Annotated in this window: 6 protein-coding genes; 2 read left to right on the forward strand and 4 right to left on the reverse strand. The window is 44.8% G+C overall.

What is annotated here, in order from left to right; translation table 11 throughout:
* Nucleotides 1-104 precede the first annotated feature (104 nt).
* The gene (locus QZ918_RS32930; RefSeq protein WP_293343262.1) at nt 105-530 is read right to left on the reverse strand and encodes a ceramidase domain-containing protein; all 426 of its coding nucleotides are present in this window, start codon (nt 528-530) and stop codon (nt 105-107) included.
* 79 nt (nt 531-609) lie between these two features.
* On the opposite strand from QZ918_RS32930, the gene QZ918_RS32935 reads away from it, so the two are divergent.
* Nucleotides 610-1032 carry a ribosomal maturation YjgA family protein gene (locus tag QZ918_RS32935; protein WP_293343267.1) on the forward strand — a complete coding sequence of 141 codons (423 nt, stop codon included), beginning with the start codon at nt 610-612 and terminating at the stop codon, nt 1030-1032.
* 108 nt (nt 1033-1140) lie between these two features.
* On the opposite strand, the gene QZ918_RS32940 is transcribed toward QZ918_RS32935, so the two are convergent.
* Both QZ918_RS32940 and QZ918_RS32945 read right to left on the reverse strand, forming a co-directional pair.
* Nucleotides 1141-2547 (reverse strand): LCP family protein, encoded by a 1407-nt coding sequence (locus tag QZ918_RS32940; RefSeq protein WP_293343269.1) that lies wholly within the window; start codon nt 2545-2547, stop codon nt 1141-1143.
* Between the two features lie 104 nt (nt 2548-2651).
* Complete coding sequence (locus QZ918_RS32945; protein ID WP_293156757.1) at nt 2652-3026, reverse strand: hypothetical protein; 375 nt, start codon at nt 3024-3026, stop codon at nt 2652-2654.
* A 239-nt stretch (nt 3027-3265) separates the two neighbouring features.
* Between QZ918_RS32945 and rpe the strand changes: the two genes are divergently transcribed.
* On the forward strand, nt 3266-3967 hold the full coding sequence (gene rpe, locus QZ918_RS32950; RefSeq protein WP_293343272.1) for a ribulose-phosphate 3-epimerase: 702 nt from the start codon (nt 3266-3268) through the stop codon (nt 3965-3967).
* Between the two features lie 141 nt (nt 3968-4108).
* On the opposite strand, the gene QZ918_RS32955 is transcribed toward rpe, so the two are convergent.
* Complete coding sequence (locus QZ918_RS32955) at nt 4109-4396, reverse strand: hypothetical protein (RefSeq protein ID WP_293343275.1); 288 nt, start codon at nt 4394-4396, stop codon at nt 4109-4111.
* Between the last annotated feature and the right edge of the window lie 171 nt (nt 4397-4567).

A 4567-nucleotide genomic window follows, 5' to 3' on the forward strand; every position in this document is an offset into this window, starting at 1 on the left:
AGAAAGAGTAAGATGGGTGTAGCTCATGGGGGTGTCCTTTTGTTGTGGTAAACATTAGACTATCCCTGTGAGTCCCCCTTGGTCAAACTCCTGGGTGTTGCACTTCAGATTTGAACTGGCGAAGTAGGAGCATAAGAAAGAGAACCGTTGAGAACATTTGTAAATTGATTGCTGAAGTTGCTTGCAAATAAAAATCCTACTAGCAATCCTCCTGCATATCCATATTTCATTCTAACTACTTGACGGCTATACAACCATAAAAAAACAAGCTGAAAGAGCACAATAGGAATCATATCTAGCAATCCTGCCCATTCTGTCGCAAATGTATGAAATAGGGTACTTCCAATACCTATACTGGTGGCTAAACTAATCAATATCCAAATACCAGTCGGTACTTTTTGCTGTTGCCGAGTCAATTGAAAAATAGCCCATGCTGCAATGAAAAAAGAAATATTAGATACAGCATTTAGTGGTTCACTCCATAAACCAGGAATAATACGTTCGCAGTAAAGATCGATGTAATCATTCATCTCATGTCACTGTTGTAAGAGTATAATTCATACTACAGCAAAAGCGTTAAAGTGAACGAAAAAACCTGTCTCAAATTTAATGAATTCCCCAATTTCTCCCCATCACCGTTTTTTCAAATATCGAGTTGCTCTGCTAATCAGCATTGCTGTAATTATCCCTTTAGGTTACACGATCAGGTTTTCTCGCGGCCCTGCACCGGAATGGTTCAACGATTTTTTCGGGGCCGTAGCTTATGAAATATTTTGGATTTTGCTAACAGTTTTCTTGTGGCCGCAAGCTTCCCTCGTTTGGGTTGCTATAGGAGTGTGTATTGCTACCTGCGGATTGGAGTTTTTGCAACTGTGGCAACCTCCGTTTTTACAAGCAGCTAGAGCTACTTTACCGGGACGATTGGGATTGGGAAACTCCTTTACTTGGTGGGATTTTCCGTCTTATTTTATCGGTAGTTTTTTGGGTTGGGTGTGGGTGCGGTGGCTGAGGCGATCGAACCATTATCAATAAGCCTTTCATAAACGGGAAAGATGCCCGTTCCACAACACATCAAATTTATTGTGGAACAGGCATCTTTCCTGCTGATATTAGTGCAAAAATATCTCCGTTTAAAAAGACTTAAAGCCCTCCGCCAGACTGAGTTTTTTTACTCAACCAATCCTTACCCAATCTGATTGTCACGTCTGACTGCAAAGCACCCGTACTCTCAACCAGCACCTCTCCAAAACCCAAAGACTGGCGAATCGCTTGAGCACTTTTAATGTCCCCGTCTTGAGCTACAATCGTCGTTAGGTCTAGCGGTTCAGACCAAGCTTTAGAAACTTGCACATTCCGATAGCCTGCCCGAGTTAAAGTCCTGACAAAATCTTCAACCGCCGATCGATCGCCCGTACTGTCTTGAATCGCCACCTTCAGAAAAGTCGAATCAGCATTCTCGATTGTCCAAGTATTTTGACCGAAGTCAAAATGCTTTGCTACCAGAGTTTCGATGCCATTTTGGTCTGGCAACCAAAAACTTGCCTTGTAGTCCTTAGGATCGCTGAATTTGCCAGGAACCATCAACATCTGCACTCCAGCGCGATCGGTTTGAGTAGCAAAACCAGCCAAAGCCACCAATTCTTCTATACTCAAATTAGTATCAAGGTGAGACTGAATCACCGATAAAATCTTCGGCAACCGAGAGAGCAAACCAACATTAACTTGCTCTTCCACAAAAGCCCGCATCAACAATTGCTGGCGCTGTACCCGCCCGATATCGCCTAAATCGTCATGTCGGTAAAGCAAATAGTGTACGATTTGTTCGCCATTCAGACGTTGTTTGCCAGCCTTTAAATCTATATATAAATGCTGACTTTCGTCGGTATACTTCATGTCTTTAGGGACATTAATCGTAATCCCGCCCAGGGCATCTACCAAACTTTTGATGCCTTGAATATTGACTGTGACATAGCGATCGATTCCCACGCCGCCCAGCAGTCCGCTCACTGACTTAGCGGATGAAGCAGGGCCGCCGTAGTAATTAGCTTCGTTGATTTTCACGACACCCCTACCTTCGACATAGGTGCGGGTGTCTCGCGGAATGGAAAGCACGCTTATTTTTTTATTTTGAGGGTCAAACCTCACCAACAGCATAGTATCGGTTAAACCCTTAAAAGAGTTTTGCCAGACATCGTATCCCTTATCTTTATCGGGATGGCCTTCGAGGTCTGAACTCAGAACCTTAAGTCCTAGAACTAAAATATTAACTGGGCGAGTCAGCTCCGGCATCTTCATGTTGAGCTTTGCCATGTCGCCTTGAGAAAACACCGCAGCTTCTTCAGGGCTCAACTTTTGTTGCTGAAGCGGCGTTGTGGAAAGGGAGACGGCTAGCAGCGCTCCGGCTGTGGCTGAGAGCATGGCTACTCCAGCCAAACCAAAACCAAAACCCAGCCAACGGCCTCGATGCGGTTGGTGCGATTTTTTGGTTGAAGGTTGAGCGGTTGATTGTTTGATAGGGTCTTGATTAGGAGTTTTTTGAGCTGGCACTGGCTTCCTCACACACAACAAAAATAAAAAAGATCGTGACAATATGTAGTATCAAGCTGAAAACGCAGTCAATCAATACGGTAGGGGCTTAAAAGAACCCTAAATTATGATAAATGTTTGCCGACCACTTGCTCGGCTACGCGGCTAATTCCGGGCAACCATAGCGGTTGACGCTTCCAGAGGCGAACCATCAGTCCCAGAGCAACGATAAAATAGCTGGTTGTCAGCAGGCTACTCATTAATAACATGGTAAGTGTCGAAGATTCCGCAGAAATCGCTCCAGCTTCTAAAAGAATATGTCCTAAGAGCCAGCTAAATGCAAGGGCAATTGCCAATCGGCTGACGGCTTTGCGCTCGGGGCTGCCCTGACGGCGGTAAAGATTCCACAGGGCGGGGAAAAAGCCGATGACTGGGATCATGAGTACAAACAGACTTGCCCGATCGAGTTCGGGATTGTCTAAGGGATCTTTATTTTTCATAATTGGCTACAGAAAATTTGCAGGAGATCTAGTTTTGCACGCAAGTTATTTATTAGACGGAAAATTTATATCGTAAACCAAAATTCGCAGCAGGGCAGGTTTTGCACAAAAATTGTCTCTTAGAGGCAAAATTTGACCGCTAAACCTGCCCTTACCTATTATTGACAACTTTTCGACCCGGAGAGCCGTATTTTGATAAACTGGATACAGCACAGGAGACAGGAGACACAGAGCTAGCCATGACCAAATCCCAAAAATCGATCGTTATTTCTCCATCAATATTATCAGCCGATTTTAGCCGTCTTGGAGAAGAGATTCAGGCTGTCGATCGCGCTGGCGCCGACTGGATTCACGTAGATGTGATGGACGGTCGCTTTGTACCTAATATTACGATCGGGCCGCTGATTGTCGAAGCAATTCGCCCCGTCACCAAGAAACCTCTGGATGTCCACCTGATGATTGTGGAACCAGAGAAGTACGTCGAGGACTTCGCGAAAGCTGGTGCTGACATTATTTCGGTGCACGCCGAACACAATGCTTCGCCTCACTTGCACCGCACCCTGGGTCAAATTCGGGAATTGGGCAAAATGGCTGGTGTGGTTTTGAATCCTTCGACACCGCTGGAGTTGATCGAGCACGTGCTGGAACTTTGCGATTTGGTGCTGATTATGAGCGTCAACCCGGGCTTTGGCGGTCAAAGTTTTATTCCGACTGTTGTGCCGAAAATCCGCAAGTTGCGCCAAATGTGCGACGAGAGAGGTCTCGATCCTTGGATTGAGGTGGATGGTGGTTTGAAGGTGGATAATACTTGGCAGGTGTTGGAAGCGGGCGCAAATGCGATCGTAGCTGGTTCTGCGGTATTTAAGGCGAAGGATTACGCAGGTGCGATCGAGGGTATCCGCAACAGCAAGCGTCCGACTCCACAGTTGGCGGCTGTTTAATTGAAAATGCGATCGCGTCCGATAAATTGCTAATAGACTTTTCCCAAAATTATCGCTTCACAGGCATCTGTGAAGCGATAATTTTTTGAGATATTTAAACGTCTGTTGATGTCCAATATTGCTGTCGGGGCGACAAGTCGCCTATAACGCTGATACAATAAGCCTCATAGCTCTTATGCCTTGTTGATAATTAGGCAGTTTATGTGGAGATAAAGACATTAATTCAACAACAACCTGCCAATCACTAAACATCGAATCGACCCATGATTCACCCCAAAGTCCAATATAAAAAGTGCTATGGCGTGCATATTTTCTGTGACTTTCTGTTTTTCTACTTAGATATTCTTGAACTTGCTTTGACTTGATTTCTACCCCTTGAATTATACTCTTCAAGTATGCTAGTGATAACAAAATCAATAATTTACTCAATCGCCCACCCGTCAGATTAGTCCTTTCTAGGTTATATCCTCCACCCAGGGCTATTTCGTTCTGGACAGTAGGCAGGGTTTAGGTTTAGAGTGTAGAAGTCGGATTCACTCTAACTTATTATTTATGAGTACGCTAGCAATTGTAGAAGCATTTTCCCAATTACCAGACCCA

The sequence above is a fragment of the Microcoleus sp. CAWBG58 genome (genome assembly GCF_020883045.1).
In the GTDB taxonomy this organism is placed as follows: Bacteria; Cyanobacteriota; Cyanobacteriia; order Cyanobacteriales; family Microcoleaceae; genus Microcoleus.

Excerpts from the sequence above, each read along its gene's own strand:
- rpe (WP_293343272.1), top strand. The coding sequence starts at position 3,266 with ATGACCAAATCCCAAAAATCGATCGTTATTTCTCCATCAATATTATCA.
- QZ918_RS32930 (WP_293343262.1), bottom strand. The coding sequence starts at position 530 with ATGAATGATTACATCGATCTTTACTGCGAACGTATTATTCCTGGTTTA.
- QZ918_RS32935 (WP_293343267.1), top strand. The coding sequence starts at position 610 with ATGAATTCCCCAATTTCTCCCCATCACCGTTTTTTCAAATATCGAGTT.
- QZ918_RS32945 (WP_293156757.1), bottom strand. The coding sequence starts at position 3,026 with ATGAAAAATAAAGATCCCTTAGACAATCCCGAACTCGATCGGGCAAGT.